A 15800-nucleotide genomic window follows, 5' to 3' on the forward strand; every position below is an offset into this window, starting at 1 on the left:
TGTCGCTGTGCTCCGAACTCCTGTCGAACCACGACCAGGGAGTTGCACATGCGATCGAAGCATCAGACCGGCACCAACCGAACGGGACGACGCCTCGTCGTCCTCGCTGCGGCCCTCGCCGGCATCGTCTCGGCCGCGGTGTTCCTCGCCGTCGCAGAGCTCGCCGCGCTGTTGTTCGCCCGCGGCAGCAGCCCACTGCTGACCGTCGGCTCCTTCGTCATCGACATCGTCCCGCGCTGGGCGAAGGAGTTCGCGATCGAGGCGTTCGGGAGCAACGACAAGATCTTCCTGCTCGTCAGCCTCGGCGTCGCCGTCGTGATCGCGGCAGCGGTCGCCGGTGTCCTCCAGCAGGTCCGTCCGCCGCTCGGCGTCGTGATCCTTGTGGCGGCCGGCGTGTTCGCCGGAGCGACGACGGTGACCCGTGCCGGTGCGACGCCGCTCGCGGTGGTCCCGGTGATCCTCGGGCTCGCAGCCGGCGTCACCATCCTGATCCTGCTCGGCCGACGACTGCCGAACCGCCGTGCGGCTGGAGCCGAGGCCCGCGAACGTGACGGGTTCAACCGCCGTGGCTTCTTCCGTGTCGCCGGGATCGCCGCCGCCGGAGCGGTCGTCGTGGGAGTCGGTGCCCGGATCATCAACGTCACGACCTCGTCGATCACCGCGGTCCGCGACGCGCTCAAGCTCCCCGCTCCGAAGTCGACCGTGACCATCCCGGACGGCGCCGAAGTGGACGTGGACGGCATCAGCCCGCTCTTCACCCCGAACGACAAGTTCTACCGTGTCGACACCGCGCTCACCGTGCCGACCATCGACCCCGGTACCTGGTCGCTCACGATCGACGGCATGGTCGGCGAACAGGTCCAGATCTCGTTCGACGAGCTGCTGGCCATGGGGCTCGACGAATACGTCATCACCATGACCTGCGTCTCCAACGAGGTCGGCGGCAGTCTGCTCGGCAACGCGAAGTGGCTCGGTATCCCCGTGCGCGACGTGCTCAAGCGTGCGATGCCCGACTCGAAGGCCGACATGGTCCTCTCCACGAGCGTCGACGGCTTCACCGCGAGCACCCCGCTGGAGTCACTGACCGACCCGAACCTCGACGCGATCCTCGCCGTCGCGATGAACGGCGAACCCCTGCCCCTCGAGCACGGCTTCCCCGTCCGCATGGTCGTGCCGGGGCTGTACGGGTACGTCTCGGCGACCAAGTGGCTCACGAAGCTGACGGTGACGACGTTCGACAAGGACGAGGCCTACTGGACGCCCCGCGGCTACGACGCGAAGGCGCCGATCAAGCTCTCCTCGCGTATCGACACACCCCGCATCGACAAGCAGGTCACGCCGGGCCCCGCGAAGATCGCCGGTGTCGCCTGGGCGCAGACCGTCGGCGTCGCCAAGGTCGAGGTCAGCATCGACAACGGTGACTGGCAGAGCGTGAACCTCTCGACCGCCATCAACGACGACACCTGGGTGCAGTGGTGGATGGACTGGGAGGCGACCGCCGGGACGCACTACGTGGCCGTCCGCGCCACCGACAAGGCCGGGAACCTGCAGATCGAGGAGCAGGCGCCGATCGCGCCGAACGGTTCCTCCGGGTGGCAGCGGACGCTCGTCCGCGTCGGCTGAGCCGACCGGCCCGCGCGGTCAGCCGCGCGGGTCCACCGGCTGGAGCTCCGCGATCTTCGGTTCGCGACCGTCTCCGGAGGACCGCCCGGTCAACCGGCGTCCGATCCACGGCAGGACGTGCTCGCGGTAGTAGGCGGCCGTTCGGCGCTGGCGTGGGCCGGGCGGCGCCGCCGCGACGTCGTCGATCCCCCACTCCTCGGGCACCGGCACCCCGAGGGCCGTGAGGACGTTGCTCGCCACGCGGGCGTGGCCGAGCGCGTTGAGGTGCAGCCGGTCCACGGACCAGTAGCGGAGATCGCCCAGCGGCTCGTCGGCCCAGTTGTCGACGAAGGTGACGCCGTCGCGCGGGTACCGGACGCGGACCGCTCGGGCGAGTTGCTCGCCGCGGCGCGCGAGGAGCGAGCCCATCGGGATGTGCGCGGACGGGTTCGCACCGCTCAGCAGGAGGACGTGCGCTCCCCCGCTGCGCAGCCGTTCGACCGCACCGTCGAGTCGATCGGCGACGCCGTCGATCGACACCCGTGGGCGCATGATGTCGTTCCCGCCGCCGTTGAAGCTGACGAGGTCCGGCCCCATCCCGATGGCCCGATCGAGCTGCTCGTCGAGGATCGGGATGAGCTTGCGGCCCCGGATGGCCAGGTTCGCGTACGCGACCGGCTCGGTGCTCGAACGGGCGAGCCCGAGTGCCACGAAATCGGCCCATCCGCGCAACGAGCCGTCGTCGCGGACGTCGCCGTACCCCTCGCTGAAACTGTCGCCGATGGCCACGTACCGCCTGAACCCGTGCTGCGTCATACCTGCACCCTACGCGCGACCGGGCGTGGTCTCGGACGGGTCGTCCGGGCCGGACGTCCGCCCCTCAGGCGGGCCTGGTCTCGCCGTCCGCGGCAGGCCGCCATCCGAGCGCCGGCCCGAGGGCGCCGGCGATGTCGGTGAGCAACTGGGTGTAGTCGTCGGGTTCGAGGGTGAACGGCAACGCGAACGCGACCTCGTCCACCTCCTGGAACCCGGCGTGCTCGTGCAGTCGCTCCGCGATCTCGGCGCTCGTCCCCAGCAAGTCCTCGGCGAACAGCATGCGGCGCGGACCGTGCGCGACGCCGACGCGGTGCCGCCTCGACTCGACGTAGTCGCGGTAGCGGCTGCGTTGCGCGGACGTGGCGGAATCGGTCGGCATGACCACGAGGCCCTGCGACACGCGGGCCCGCGCGCCGTCGGGATGCCGCTCGCGGAACAGCCTGACCTGCGCGGCCTGGTTCGCGGCGAAGTCGGTCGTGCCGTCCTCAGCGGCGATGACACTGCTGGTGAGGAGGTTGAAGCCGTGTTCCCCGGCCCACCCGGCCGAGCGGAGGCTGCCGGCGCCGTACCAGAGCCGCTCGGCGAGGCCGGCCGCGTGTGGCTCGACGCGCGAGGAGTAGTCCTCCTGGCCCTCACGACCGGCGGTGTCACTCACGACGTCCCCTCGGATGAACGACCGCAGCCGCAGGACGCGGTCGTACCCGAGGTCCTCCTGCCCGAGGGTGGTGGGATAGAGGGCGTCCTTGAACGCGTCGAACCGCATCGGCTCACCCGTGCTGAAGCCCGGCAGCAGGCGGCCGCCGGCCAGCACGTCGACCGTGCCGAGGTCCTCGGCCAATCGGAAGGGGTTCTCGGCACCCAGTGGGGTCACCGCCGTCCCGAGCGCGATGCGCGTGGTGCGCTGGCTGGCCGCGGCGAGGACGGCGACCGGGGACGAGATGCCGAACTGCAGGTGGCGGTGACGCAACCAGGCGCTGTCGAATCCGAGGTGCTCGCCGAGCTCGATCAGTCGCAGCGTCGACTCGTGTCCGCCCGCCGGATCCTCGGGGTCGAACAGGCCCATCGTGAGGAAGCCGAGTCTGCGGAGCGGTGCTGAGGATCGGGGCATACTCCGACCCTACGACGGCAACGCGGCAGGATGCGCCCTCGAGCGCCCGTCAGCTCGGTGCGCCGAGCAGCACCGTGAACATCGCCCCGATGCTGCCGAGGATGAAGAGCATGGTGCCGAGCTGCATAGTGAGCGACTTGTTGCGGGACGCCGTCGGGACGTCCACCTCCAGGATCGGGCATCCGGACCACCCCAGCAGCCCGATGCTCAAGCCGACGATGACGGAGCAGCACCACCACACCACGCGGAGCCCCTCGGTGAGGATCGCGGGGCGCCAGCCGGAGGCGAGCAGCAGCCCCAGGGTGATCGCGGTACTCCCGACGGCGACACCGAACCAGACGGTTCCGGTACGCATGATGCGCTCGACGGTGCGCTCGGAGGACATGAGGTCGTGTGACACGTGGTGCGGCTTTCTCGGGGTCCCGGATCCTGACACGGGCCGCGGCCGGTATTCCCGCTCTCTCGCAACCCCGAACAGGATCCTAGACCCGCTCGAGCGGCGCGACGCCCTTTCCCTCGGGGCTTGCATCCGGAGCGGTCACGCGACACACGGCGTCCGTCAGGATCCGTTCCGCATCATGCCGACGGGGCCCGCGCCGCCCATCGGGCGAGCGACGCGACGAGGGCGCGATGCTCGGGAGCGGCGTACGAGCGCTCATCGTGTCCGAGCGCGTCGACGGCGACACGAGCGGCTCCGACCTCACGGACCCACACCGCGGGGAACCGCTCGCCGTCCACCTCGTGTTCGGCGACCGTCGTGCTCCGACCGATCTGCTGCAACCGCAGGTACTGCTCGTCCTCGATCGGGACGTCGGCGACCCGCGCGCCGTCGGGCATCGTGAGCCCACGGACGACCGAGTGGCCGATCGGCGGGTGCCAGGAGACCCCGGGCAGCCACATCCGGCCGATCGCCGGCGCCCACTCGGGATAGTCGCGGAGTGAGGCGAGCGCGGCGTGCATCGCGAGGACGCCGACGCCTCGATGCAGCGCCTCGGAGAGCCCAGCGACCGCGGCGTCGGGTGCTCGGCCGGTCTCCTCCGACCGCCACGGATCGCCGGCGTTCACGATGAGCAGGTCGACGTCGGCGAGCCGGGTCATGGCACGATCGACGTCCTCATCGACCTCGACGGCGAACCCGGCGTCCCGCGCGATCTCCGCGAGGCGCGGGCTCGTCCTCGGATACGGGTGCCAGGGGTCGCCGTACCGACCCGTCCCCGAGGCGATCAGTGCTTTCACCGCTGCTCCGTTCCTCGGACGACGGTCGATGTCGTGGCGATCTGCTGGTTCACGGGCTCGGGACGTCGAGCTCGTCGTTGGCGACGAGCCAGCGGAGCGCGTCCCTGACCGCGTCCGTCGAGGTGTGCCCCGGTGCGTACCCGAGCAAGGAGCGTGCCTTCTCGATCGAGACGCAGTGACTGCGCACCAGGTGCTCCCACGAGGTGTCCGCATGTTCCTCACTCGTGGTCGAACGGAACTCCTCCCAGGTGACCGGGGTGAGATCGGCCGAGCGCCCGAACCAGGAGGCCGCCGCCTCGGCGAACCCCCGCACCGTGATCGCCGAGGCCGAGGTGACGTTGAGGTCCTCGCCGGCGACGCGGTCCCGATGCGCCACGGCGAGCTCGAACGCCTGGGCGACGTCGTCGGCGTGCACGTGGTGCAGCATCTCGGCGCCGAGCCCGGGAACCCGCAGCGGCTTCCCGTCCGCGAGGATCCGCCAGACGTCGGGGTCGAAGTTGCCCAGGGGGTTCACCGGGGCCCAGCCGGGTCCGACGATGTGCCCGGGGTGGAGCGACGTCGTCACCAGGCCGCCGTTCGCGGTCTCCGTCTGGAGCATCCGGGCGATGCGGTCCTTCTCGACGCCGTACTCCCCGAAGGACGGCGTCCCACCACCCTCGACGATGGGTACGACGGCGCTCGGACCGTAGCGCCAGATCGACCCGCAGTGCAACAGGTGTCCGACGTGGCCGCGGAGGCCCTCGACGAGCGCCTCGGCGGACGGCAGGGTGAAGCAGACCAGGTCGATCACGACGTCGCAGCCGAGCGCGGCGATCCGTGCCGGGAACGTCCCCGCCCGGTCTTCGGCCTCCCGATCGACGACGAGTCGCTCGACGTGCTCCCATTCCGCGGCCTCGGCGTAGGGCGCGCGCGTCCCACGGCTGACGCTGACGACCTCGTGGCCGGCCCGGACGAGTCTCGGGACGAGGAACGACCCGATGTGGCCCGTACCCCCGATGACGACGATTCGCATGATGATCCTCCGTTCGCGCACGCCGACATCCTCGGGGCTGCGCCTGCACGGCAGGCTAGTCGAGTCGCGCGGGTGATGCAGGCCCTTGCCGTGGACGGCGACGACCGTCAGTCGTCGGCGGGGCGTCGCCGTTGCTGCTTGGTGGCCGAACGCCGTTGCTTCGCCGCGGTGTGACGTCGAGCCGATCCACGGGTCGGGCGGGTGGGCCGACGAGGCGCGGCGGACGGCGCGAGCGCTGTACGCAGGCGTCCGGCCAGCGCGTCCAGGGCGAGCTCCCGGTTGCGCAGCTGTGACCGTTCCTGCGACACGGTCACCGTGATGGTGCCGGCGACGAGCCGGGCACCGAGCTGGGCGAGGAGTCGCTCACGCTGCGCCTCGGAGAGCACGACGGACTCGGCCACACTCCAGGACAACTGGACGCGACTGTCGGAGGTGTTGACGTGCTGCCCTCCGGGACCCGAAGACCGCGAGAACCGCCACCGGAGTTCGGCGGCGGGGATCGTCAGCTGCGGCGACACCTCGAGGTCCATGGTGCAAGCGTCTCACGGGCCGACGGCACCCCGGCGTCCACGGCGGCTTCCGAGCGTGGGCCTCCTATCCTTGTGGCTGTGAACGATGCACCAGCCGGACCCGGCCCCCGACGGGCCGCCGTCGTCGTCAATCCCTCCAAGGTGGATGTCGCCGCACTCCGCGCCGCCGTCGCGGAAGCCGAGGCGCTCCACGGACTGTCCCCCTCGACCTGGCACGAGACGAGCGCCGACGACGACGGCCGTGCCGCGGCCGAGGCTGCCATCGCCACCACGCCGTCCGTCATCCTCGTCGCCGGCGGGGACGGGACGCTCCGGGTCGCCGCCGGGGTCGTCGCCTCCACCGGCATCCCCCTCGCGCTCGTGCCGGCGGGGACCGGCAACCTCTTCGCCCGAGCGCTCGGCCTGCCGCTCAACGACCTGCGTCGGTCGGTCGAGATCGCCTGTTCGGGTCGCGATCAGCCCGTCGACGTCGGTCGGGTGCGTCTCGGCCGTTCGGACGGCACGCACGGCGAGGAGGTCTTCCTCGTGATGGCGGGCATCGGACTCGACGCGCACATGGCCGGCCACACCAACGCGTGGCTGAAACGTCGGATCGGCTGGCTGGCCTACTCGGATCCCATCGCGCGGAGCATCTTCGGGAACCGGCAGTTCGACCTGCACTACCGTCTGGACGACCTCCCGGAGGCGACCGCGAGGGCGCACACGATCATCGTCGGCAACTCCGGGACACTCACCGGAGGCGTCCTGCTGCTCCCGGAGGCGGTCGTCGACGACGGCCTCCTCGACGCCGTCATGCTCCGGCCGGGACGCGGCCCGGGATGGACGAACATCGGCTACCGCCTGACCTTCAACCGGATGCTCCACCGCACGAGGTTCGGTCGGCTCGTCGGGCAGTTCTCGCCGAAGGTCCGCGCCATCAGCTACGCCCAGGCGACGTCGATGCGGGTGCGACTGGACGAGCCCCAGGAGATCCAACTGGACGGGGACTCTCACGGCGCCGTGACCTCGGTCGCCCTGACCAACCTCCACCACGCGTTGATCGTCCGCGTGCCGGACGGCGCTCGTCCGCGTCCGCTCGCGGGCTGACCCGCGACCGGGCGCAGCGGGTCACTCCGTCGGTGCCGCGTCGGCGTCGATGGAGGCCGCGAGCCGGTCGATCCGCTCGAGGGCTCGGTCGAACACCGGCACGAGGTCGAACAGTGCCGGCTCCGCCCGGCGGACCTCCTCGAGCGATTCGTGGGCGCTGCGCACCGAACCGAGGTCGAAACTGACGTTCGTGCGCGCACCGGTGATCGCGGCTCGGAGGGCGCCGATCGCGACCGCGACGTCGGCGATCAACGCCGGATTGCCGTGCTCGGCCAACCAGGCGAGATCGTCGACGGCCTCGACGGCGTGTTCCCCGAGCCGCGCCGATGCGGCGGCCGCCTCGATCGACGCCGCCCGGATCGCCTCGTCACGCTCCGGACCCCGTGGCCGCCGGAAGGCGCTGCCGAACGCGTGGGACGCCTCCGCGTCGGCATCGGCCAGGCGGAGGGCCAGTGCTGAACGTGTTTCGGCCCTGGCTCTCAGGGCGGTGATCGTCGCCTCCGCGTCGTCACCGGATCCCGAGGTGCCTTCGCCTCGCCCGGACGCAGCCGCCGACGCATGCTCCGGCTCGGTGTACCCGGCGACCATCGCGGTGAGGCCGGCGGCGATCGACAGCATGAGACCGGACGCGGCACCACCGCCGGGGTTCCCCGTCGCCCGCCCCAACGCCCGCATCCACTCGGAGACGCTGGAGCGCTCCGTCGACACCTCGTCCTGCTTCGGTGATCCCGTCATGGAGACCATTCTCGCCGCGGCCGAGCGCCCGGCGGCAGGGCTTGCGGCGGCGCGTGGCGGCCCGGCTCAGCTGGAGGCGCGGACGATGAGTTCCGTCGGGAACTCGGCACGGTCCCCCGGGTCGGCGCCCGGTTCCGCATCGAGCACGAGCTGTACGGCTCGGGCCGCCATGGCCCGCATGGGTTGCCGGACCGTCGTCATCGGCGGGGGCATGAGCCGGGACTGCGGAAGATCGTCGAACCCGACCACCCGGACGTCGTCGGGGATGCGCAACTGCAGTTCCTCGACCGCCCGATAGACGCCGTACGCCATCTCGTCGTTGCAGCTGAAGACGCCGATCGGCAGCCCGCCCTGCCGCAGCAACCGACGGACGGAGACGAACGCGCTCTCGGAGGACCACGGCGACGAGACCTCCTCGACCGTCGCACCCTCGGCGAACCGCTCGACCGCGGTGCGGAACCCCGCCTCACGCGCACGGCCGAACCGGTACTTCGGTCTTCCGGTGATGATCAGGAACCGCCGGGTCCCTCGACGGGCGAGGTGCCGACCCGCGTCGAAGCCGCCCTGCCAGTCCGTCGAGCCGACGCTCGGCAGGCTCCGCGCGGGCTCGGCACGCGGGTCGAGCAACACGACCGGGATGTTCGCCGAAGCGAGGATGTCGAGCTGCGAGACGTTGGGGCGGATCAGGCACACGACGACGCCGGCCGAGCCGCGTGCCCGGGCGCGGTTGGGCCAGTCGTCGACCATCGAGTCGCTCTCCGGCGTGAGCACGAGGTCGTAGTCCGCAGCGGCCGCCGCCCGCCGGACGCTCGTGACGACCGTGTTCGCCCAGGGATCGTCCCACTGGCTCATCGCCAGGTCGAGGAGCCGAGGAACGGACCGTGGCCGGCCGCGCCGCTGTGCCGATCGGTCGTACCCGAGTTCGAGCGCGACCGCCAGGATCCGGTCCCGGGTCTCGGGAGCCGCGTGGCGCTTGCCGGACAGCACGCGCGAGACGAGGGACACCGAGAAGCCGGACCTCGCAGCGACGTCCGCGAGGGTCACGCCCCGATCGTCCTCGTGGTCGGGCGTCGTCGTCATGTCCCCATCGTCTCGCACGTGCGGTTGTCGTGCCCGCAGCCGCTCAGGCGTCGCTCGCTGTCAGCACCCTGAGTTCGGTCACCCGCGGGGTCTCCTCGCCCGACGGGGCGACGATGGTGAACCGTCTGACGCCCCAGCCGGCGGTCGTCGGCGGCAACGGAACCTCGACCCAGGCCAGCTCGCCGTCGCGTCCGCCGAACTGTTCCTCCGCGACCAGGCCGTCGATCTCGGTCGCGAACCCCCGAGCGTCGTCGTCGTGCAGCCACGAGACCCGGACGACGCGCGCCAGCAGGTGCGGGTCCACGAGGGTGACCGACATCCGGTCCGAGGTGCTGCGCCACCGGACCCCGCCCGCCGCTCCTGAGCGGGTCGACGCGCCTCGGAACCCGTGATCGGCCTCCGGTTGCTGCTCGCCCAGCGCGACACGGTCGACCGTGCGTCCGTCGAGCGTCGCGGCGATCCGGTCCCGATCCGCCAGACGCGCGCGGCGTTCGTCGACGGACCGCTGGTCCGTGCCGGAGGCGACGGGGAAGCTCACGGTGTACCGCGCGTCGTGGAGCCCGGCGAAGGGCTCCAGCCGGATCGGGCCCCGATCCGAGTCGACCCAGAACGCGCCGTCCGCATCCCGCCGGGGCACGGACGAGCGCGGGACGATCGGTGCCGTGGCGAGCGGGGTGAGCGGGCCGACCGCCGTGTGTGCGGCGTGCGGCCGGTCGGCGACGACCGTCTCGGCCTCGAGCGCCGACCCGCGTGCGGCGAGGACGGACGGACCCCAGAGCAACGCCGTCCAGTCTGATCCGTCCGGAAACGGCTCCGAGCGCCCGGTCATCCCGAGCTCGAACGACACGACGTCCCCGTCCTCCCACCCGCGGTCCAGGACGAGGTGCCCGCCGTCGACCGTCGCCTCGACGTCGGTGCCGTTCACCCGCACGAGCGGCACCGAGGCGGTCCACCCCGGCACGCGGATGCGCACCGGGAACCGCCTGCCCCGCTCGAGCCGGAACGTCAGCGCCACCTCGCCGTCCACCGGGAACGCGGTATCCTGTTCGAGCGTGAGACCGAGCTCCGGGACGCGGGCGGTCGACGACGCGAAGAGCTCCACCGACACCGCCTCGCCGTCCAACCGGTAGAGGGACTCGCCGTGTTTCGCGTGGCTCTCGAGCCCCGTCCCGACGCAGCACCAGAAGCTGTGCTGCGGCGCCGAGTACACGCGGTAGTGGTCCGGCCGCATCGAGGTGAAATACACGAGACCGCCGTGTCCGGGATGCTGCGCGGACAGGAGGTGGTTGAAGAGGATCCGCTCGATCATGTCCGTGACGTCCGGATCCGCCGCGTCGGCGGAGAGCCGTCTCGCGAGCTTGATCAGGTTGTAGCTGTTGCACGTCTCGGGGCCTTCACGGTCCTCCGTCATCGGCGTGAAGTCGTCGACCGCGTGGAAGTGCTCACGCACGCTGTTGCCGCCGATCGCCACCGACCGGCGCGTCACGATGGTCTGCCAGGCGAACCGGGCGGCCCGCCCGAGCGCGGGATCGCCGTTGCGAGCGGCCAGCGCGGCGAAGCCGACGAACTGCGGGATGCGGGTGTTCGCGTGGAGACCGGTCAGTTCGTCGGAGGAGCGCGACAAGGGCCCGCTGAGGGCGGCCCCTGTGAAGCGTGCCGCCATGGCGAGGTGGCGCGGGTCTCCCGTCAGGTCGAACAGGTCGACGTAGGCCTCGTTCATCCCACCGATCTCGGTCTCGAGCATCAGCTGGAAGTGCTCCTCGTCGATGCCGGACGCCAGTGCCTCCCACCAGTCCGCCAGGCGGACGACGACGTCACGGGCCGCCTCGTTCCCGGTCAGGCACGCGGCGTCGATGAGGCCCGCGTACAGCTTGTGCAGGTTGTACCAGGGCACCCAACGGTCGCCACCGAAGGTCGACGCCGTGATGCCCTCCGCCACCTCCTCCCAGAGTTCGGCGCTCCTCGGGATGCCGCCGACGTATCCGGTGCCGAGGTGGGCCTGCGCACGCGAGAGCTCGGCGACGGTGTACGCGAGCCGCGACGCCAGGACCTCGTCGCCGGTCGACGCGACCATGAGGGAGCAGGCTGAGAGGTAGTGGCCCGCGGTGTGGCCGTCGAGCCCGCGCCGCTCCCAGTCGTCGTAGGACGGGGCGCGCGGCGGGAGTCCGGCCTCGCGGAGGAACGGAGCGAGGAGCCGGTCCGGTTCGAGGGCGTGGAGATAGGCGCGGTCGGCCTCCTGCGCCTGCAGGAGCGGGCCCCCGGTGAGCGTCACCTGGGAGACGGGGATGTACGGCATGGCTCACCGACCTCCCGTCGGGTCGACCGCGAGGTCGAAGCCGCGATCGTCTGGACCGAGTCGGTGCCAGTCCACCCTGAGGCTGCGTCGGCCGGTGAGGACGCGCCGCGTACCGGTCACCTCGATCGTCCGGGTGACGGGCCGTTCGCCGGCCGACGGACCGGCGGACAGCACGGACCTGCCCGGCTCGACGACCCGCCGACCGTCGACCCCGGTGAACGAGAGCCGATCGGCGGACACGGCGAACCGGACCGTCGCCGTCGTCCCCGCCGCGAGGTCGATCCGTGCGAACGCGAGCAGCTCGACGGCGGGCCGGACGACCGAGGCGACGAGGTCCGAGCCGTAGAGCTGGACGACCTCGACGGCGTCCGCGTCACCGACGTTCTCGACCGTCACCTCCACCAGGAGCTCTCCGTCCACGGCGAGTTCGGGCGCCGCCTCGAGTGAGCGGTAGCGGACGTCGCCGCCGGTCAGGCCATGACCGAACGGATAGAGCGGTGTGGGGTCGAGCACGCTGATCCCCCGCGACGCGAGACCGAGCGGTGGTTGCAGCGAGGTGCCCGACATGGCGGGCGACCGCGGGATCTGGACCGGGAGCCGTCCGCTCGGCGCGACGCGTCCGGAGAGCACACCCGCGACGGCTGCGGCACCCTCCTGGCCGGGGAAGAACGCCTGGACGACCGCCTCGGCGGCTCCGTACTCGCCCAGCGCGTACGGGCGTCCGGACAACACGACGAGAACCACCGGTGTGCCCGTCGCGAGGACGGCGAGCACGAGCTCGTGCTGTCCACCCGGGAGCCGGAGGTCCTCGGCGTCGCACCCCTCACCAGAGGTGCCGTCGCCGAAGAGACCGGCGATGTCACCCACGGCGAGCACCACGACGTCGGCCTCCGTCGCCGCCCTCACGGCCGCCGGGATGCCGGAACGGTCGGTGGTGGTGATGCCACAGCCCTCCTCCGACACGAGGTCGGCGCCCGGGAACTCCGTGCGCACCGCGTCCAGCAGGGTCGGGATCGCGATCCCGAGATCGTGGCCCGGGTGCTTCGACAGGACGTGGTTCGGGAAGGCGTAACACCCGACGAGACTGCGGAACTGGTCGGCGGCCGGGCCGATCACAGCGATGCGCGACCGCGCGTCCAGCGGAAGCACGCCGCTGTTCCGGAGGAGCACGATCGACTCCTCGGCGAGCCGGGTCGCGATGGCGCGGTTCCGCGGACCGTCGAGATCGGTCGCCGCGGCGTCCTCCGGCACCAGCGGGCCCCCGTCGAGCAGGCCGAGCTCGACCTTCTGCCGCAGATGCCGGAGGACGGCCCGATCGACGAGCGCTTCGCTGACGGTCCCGTCCCGGACCGAGCCGACCAGAGCGGCGCCGAACCCCACGGTCTCCGGGAGCTCGACGTCGATCCCCGCGGTGAGGGCGAGGGCTCCGGCTTCCGCCGCACCGTCGGCGATCCGGTGCATCGTCGCGAGGAACGGGATCGCCCAGTAATCGGCGACGACGGTGCCGTCGAAGCCCCACTCGTCGCGCAGGACGCCCGTGAGCAGCTCCACGCTCGCCCCAGCAGGGACGCCGTCGAGGTCGGTGTACGCGTTCATGACGCTCCGGGCGCCGCCGAGCCGGATGGCGGTCTCGAACGGCGGCAGCACGACGTCGGCGAGCTCACGCCGGCCGATGCTCACCGGGCCGTGGTTCTTCGCCCCGCGCGAGGCGGCGTAGCCCGCGAAGTGCTTGAGCGTCGCGACGACGCCCGTACGCTCGAGGCCCCGGACATAGGCGGCGCCGAGCTGGCCGACGAGGTACGGGTCCTCCCCCAGGGTCTCCTCGACCCGGCCCCAGCGGTAGTCCCGGACGACGTCGAGGACGGGTGCGAGTCCCTGGTGCACCCCGACGGCGCGCAGGTCGGCGCCGATGGACTCGGCCAGGCGTTCGACGAGGTCCTCGTCGAAGGAGGCGGCCCAGGCGAGCGGCGTCGGGAACGCGGTCGCGCCGTACGCGGCGAAGCCCGTCAGGCACTCCTCGTGCGCGATCGCGGGGATGCCGAAGCGGTTGCCGTCGACGACCTGCTGCTGCAGCTCGCTGAGTCGGCGCACCCCGTCCGGCACCGTCACCGGCTCAGTCCCGAAGATCCGGGTGAGCTGTCCGAGTCCGCCGTCGAAGCCGGTGTCCGTGGGAGACGACACCGTCTCCGCGGCTGCGGTGGAATCGGTCGCTTCGACACTCGGGGCGAAGTCGCCGCCGGAGTCGGTGAACCACACCGAACCGAGTTGCGCCACCTTCTCCTCGAGCGTCATCGCTTCCAGGAGCGCCTGCGCCCGCTCCACCGGCGACAGACTGCGGACGTTCCAGCGACCCCGCTCGACCGGCCGCGTGGCCGACCGGGGGCCTTCGTGTTGCAGGGTCATCCCTTGAACGCTCCGTCCATGATCCCCGTCACCATGCGCTTGCCGACGAAGATGAAGGCGATGAGCAGCGGGATGGTGGCGAGGAACGAGCCGGCCATCGCGAGACCGAGGTCGATCGACCGCTGCGACTGCAGCGCCTTGATCGCGATCTGGACGGTGTACATCTCGGGCGACTTCAGGACGATGAACGGCCAGAGGAAGTCGTTCCAGGACCCGACGAAGCCGAGCAATCCCAGGACGAACGCCGCGGGACGGATGACCGGGAAGACGATCCGCCAGAAGATCTGCCAGGTGTTGGCACCGTCGAGTTTCGCCGCCTGCAGCAGTTCGTCGCTGACGGAGCTCGAGATGTGCTGCCGCATCCAGAAGATGCCGAACGCACTCGCGAGCCCGGGGACGATGAGCGCCTGCAGGGTGTCCACCCAGTCGAGGGCGCTGATGATGAGGTACTGCGGGATCACGCTGAGCTGCGTGGGCACCGTCATCGTGAGGACCACGAGGATGAACAGGGCGTTCCGGCCGCGGAACTCCAGTTTCGCGAAAGCGAAACCGGCCAGCGCGCACAGCAGCGCCGAACCGACACCGATCGACAGCGCGACGATGAGGCTGTTGATCATCGACTGGACGAACGGCACCGTCTCGAGGACCAGCCCGACGAGGTGGAACAGGTTGTCGCCCGGGTACAGCCGTGGCGGCAGGGTCGTCGCCGTCGCCGAATCCGTGGTGGCGACCACGAACATGAAGTACAGCGGGAACATGCTCACGATGACGGCACACACGAGCAGCACGTAGGTGTACCACGGGATGCGGCCGACCCGGCCACTGTTCCGCTTCCGGCCGGCGGAGGTCGCGCTCGCCAGCAGCTGGGTGGAGTTGAGCGTCTCGGACATCAGCGTCCTCCTCGGGTTCGGGTGGACAGGAAGAAGTTCAGGAGGGCGACGAGCACGACGATCACGAACAGGGCGACACCGATCGCCGACCCGTACCCGAACTCGAACTGGCCGAAGCCCTGCTCGTACAGGAACAGCGTGAGGGTCTGACACTGTCGGGCCGCACCACAGGTGAGACCGGTGGCCGGGTTGACCAGCAACGGTTCCGTGAACACCTGGAGCCCACCGATCGTCGAGGTGACGATCGTGAACACGATGATCGGTCGGAGCGACGGGATGGTGATGTAGACGAACTGCTTCCAGCCACCCGCACCGTCGACCGCGGCGGCTTCGTACACGTCCCGCGGGATCGCCTGCAGGGCCGCCAGGTACAACAGGGTCGTGTACCCCGTCCATCGCCAGACGACCATCAGGGCGACGAGGAACCAGGAGCCGACCTTGTCGTTCAGGAAGTCGACGTGGTCGCCCCCGAAGAAGCCGATCAGGTAGTTGAACAGGCCGTAGTCGCGGTCGAACAACTGGGCGAACACGATCGTGGTCGCCGCGACCGAGGTGATGTACGGCACGAGCATGGCCATCCGGAAGCCGGTCGCGAAGCGCAGACGCACGTGGTTGAGGAGGTGTGCGAGCCCGAGCGCGATGACCAGCTGCGGCACCGTCGAGATGATGAAGATCGCGAAGGTGTTGAGCATCGCGTTCCAGAACCGGGGGTCGGCGGCGAGTCTCGTGAAGTTGTCGAAGCCGATGAACGTCTGTTGCCCGATCGGGTTCCAGTCGAACAGGGAGACCACGAAGGTGAACACGAGCGGGATCAGGCCGAAGACGGCGAAGATCAGGAAGAACGGGGCGATGTAGAGGTACGGGGCGAAGCGTTCCGGCAGGGTGTTGCGGATCCGCGTCCCGATACCGGGCGGCGACTGCTTCGGCAGCAACCGGGGTGGGGCGATGAAAGTAGTCACGATGATCCTTCGGGGGCGTTCCGGCGTGCTGCTCGGCCGGAACGCCC

14 protein-coding genes are annotated in these 15800 nt (G+C 70.9%); 2 read left to right on the forward strand and 12 right to left on the reverse strand.

The window, feature by feature from the left end; translation table 11 throughout:
- The first annotated feature begins 48 nt into the window (after window positions 1–48).
- Window positions 49–1623: a molybdopterin-dependent oxidoreductase gene (locus ASE44_RS04045; protein WP_056777617.1), complete on the forward strand. Its 1575-nt coding sequence runs from the start codon at window positions 49–51 to the stop codon at window positions 1621–1623.
- 18 nt (window positions 1624–1641) lie between these two features.
- Here ASE44_RS04045 and ASE44_RS04050 read toward each other — a convergent pair whose 3' ends face one another.
- The 6 genes from ASE44_RS04050 to arfB form a co-directional block, all read right to left on the reverse strand.
- Complete coding sequence (locus ASE44_RS04050) at window positions 1642–2418, reverse strand: SGNH/GDSL hydrolase family protein (RefSeq protein ID WP_056777620.1); 777 nt, start codon at window positions 2416–2418, stop codon at window positions 1642–1644.
- A 64-nt stretch (window positions 2419–2482) separates the two neighbouring features.
- On the reverse strand, window positions 2483–3526 hold the full coding sequence (locus ASE44_RS04055; protein WP_056777624.1) for an LLM class flavin-dependent oxidoreductase: 1044 nt from the start codon (window positions 3524–3526) through the stop codon (window positions 2483–2485).
- 49 nt (window positions 3527–3575) lie between these two features.
- Window positions 3576–3926, reverse strand: a complete 351-nt coding sequence (locus ASE44_RS04060) for a hypothetical protein (protein ID WP_056777626.1) — start codon at window positions 3924–3926, stop codon at window positions 3576–3578.
- A gap of 176 nt (window positions 3927–4102) precedes the next feature.
- A complete protein-coding gene (locus ASE44_RS04065) occupies window positions 4103–4762 on the reverse strand; it encodes a ThuA domain-containing protein (protein ID WP_235522543.1) in 660 nt (219 codons plus the stop codon).
- Between the two features lie 49 nt (window positions 4763–4811).
- On the reverse strand, window positions 4812–5774 hold the full coding sequence (locus ASE44_RS04070) for an NAD(P)-dependent oxidoreductase (RefSeq protein WP_056780854.1): 963 nt from the start codon (window positions 5772–5774) through the stop codon (window positions 4812–4814).
- A 107-nt stretch (window positions 5775–5881) separates the two neighbouring features.
- Entirely contained in the window at window positions 5882–6304 is a 423-nt protein-coding gene (gene arfB / locus ASE44_RS04075) for an alternative ribosome rescue aminoacyl-tRNA hydrolase ArfB (RefSeq protein WP_056777629.1), read from the reverse strand.
- 78 nt (window positions 6305–6382) lie between these two features.
- Between arfB and ASE44_RS04080 the strand changes: the two genes are divergently transcribed.
- Entirely contained in the window at window positions 6383–7390 is a 1008-nt protein-coding gene (locus tag ASE44_RS04080; protein ID WP_056777633.1) for a diacylglycerol kinase family protein, read from the forward strand.
- A 21-nt stretch (window positions 7391–7411) separates the two neighbouring features.
- Here the strand turns inward: ASE44_RS04080 and ASE44_RS04085 are convergent, their stop codons facing one another.
- The 6 genes from ASE44_RS04085 to ASE44_RS04110 form a co-directional block, all read right to left on the reverse strand.
- Complete coding sequence (locus tag ASE44_RS04085; protein WP_056777636.1) at window positions 7412–8125, reverse strand: cyclodeaminase/cyclohydrolase family protein; 714 nt, start codon at window positions 8123–8125, stop codon at window positions 7412–7414.
- 66 nt (window positions 8126–8191) lie between these two features.
- Entirely contained in the window at window positions 8192–9205 is a 1014-nt protein-coding gene (locus tag ASE44_RS04090) for a LacI family DNA-binding transcriptional regulator (protein WP_056006055.1), read from the reverse strand.
- A 43-nt stretch (window positions 9206–9248) separates the two neighbouring features.
- A complete protein-coding gene (locus ASE44_RS04095) occupies window positions 9249–11501 on the reverse strand; it encodes a beta-L-arabinofuranosidase domain-containing protein (protein ID WP_056777638.1) in 2253 nt (750 codons plus the stop codon).
- A gap of 3 nt (window positions 11502–11504) precedes the next feature.
- A complete protein-coding gene (locus ASE44_RS04100; protein ID WP_082455774.1) occupies window positions 11505–13904 on the reverse strand; it encodes a beta-glucosidase in 2400 nt (799 codons plus the stop codon).
- Window positions 13901–14794 (reverse strand): carbohydrate ABC transporter permease, encoded by an 894-nt coding sequence (locus ASE44_RS04105; protein WP_056006061.1) that lies wholly within the window; start codon window positions 14792–14794, stop codon window positions 13901–13903. Before ASE44_RS04105 ends, ASE44_RS04100 begins: the two co-directional genes overlap by 4 nt.
- Complete coding sequence (locus tag ASE44_RS04110; protein ID WP_056006064.1) at window positions 14794–15753, reverse strand: carbohydrate ABC transporter permease; 960 nt, start codon at window positions 15751–15753, stop codon at window positions 14794–14796. Before ASE44_RS04110 ends, ASE44_RS04105 begins: the two co-directional genes overlap by 1 nt.
- Window positions 15754–15800 lie beyond the last annotated feature (47 nt).

It is taken from the genome of Plantibacter sp. Leaf1 (assembly GCF_001421315.1).
Taxonomy (GTDB): Bacteria; Actinomycetota; Actinomycetes; order Actinomycetales; family Microbacteriaceae; genus Plantibacter.